The 580-nt window shown below is 79.1% G+C and carries 1 protein-coding gene; it reads left to right on the top strand.

Annotation, left to right across the window (positions count from 1 at the left end; translation table 11 throughout):
- Nucleotides 1-580 (top strand): DUF6350 family protein (locus tag GT045_RS31920; protein ID WP_237539029.1); only part of this gene is annotated, 580 nt, incomplete at both ends.

The following is a 580-nucleotide window of genomic DNA, read 5'->3' as shown; positions in this document are numbered from 1 at the left end:
TGTCGCTGGTGTGGCACGGCGATCCGGCGCGGGCGTCGTTCCTGCAGCTGACGGCGGGCTGGACGGGCCGGTTCGCCGTACTGCTGCTCGGTGTGGCGCTGATCCCCAACGCCGCGGTGTGGGCCGCGTCCTACGCGCTCGGTCCCGGCTTCGACCTCGGCGCCGGACACCTGGTCGGCCCGCTCGCCTCCCACCCCGCGCCGCTGCTGCCGCCGTTCCCGCTGCTGGCCGCGGTTCCTGACCCGGGGGCCGGTACGCCGCAGAACTGGGCGGCCGGGGTGGTGCCCGCGGTGGCCGGGGTGACGGCGGGCTGGTTCGTGGCCCGGGCGGCGGTACGGCGGCCGAAGTCCGGGCAGCCGGCGCGGGCCCGCTGGTCGGCCGCCGGGACCGCCAGGGTGGTCCTGCTGACGGCGCTGGTCTGTACGGCGGTGCTGGCGCTGCTCGCCTTCGCGGCGGGCGGCCCGCTGGGCGTGGGCGCGCTGGCCCGCCTCGGCCCGCTGTGGTGGTGGACCGGGCCGGCGGCCGGCGCCTGGACACTGGTGTTCGCGCTGCCGGCCGCCCTGGTGGGGCGGCTCTGGCG

This window comes from Streptomyces sp. SID486, assembly GCF_009865385.1.
Taxonomy (GTDB): Bacteria; Actinomycetota; Actinomycetes; order Streptomycetales; family Streptomycetaceae; genus Streptomyces.
This window is presented reverse-complemented; position numbering and strand designations above follow the sequence as displayed.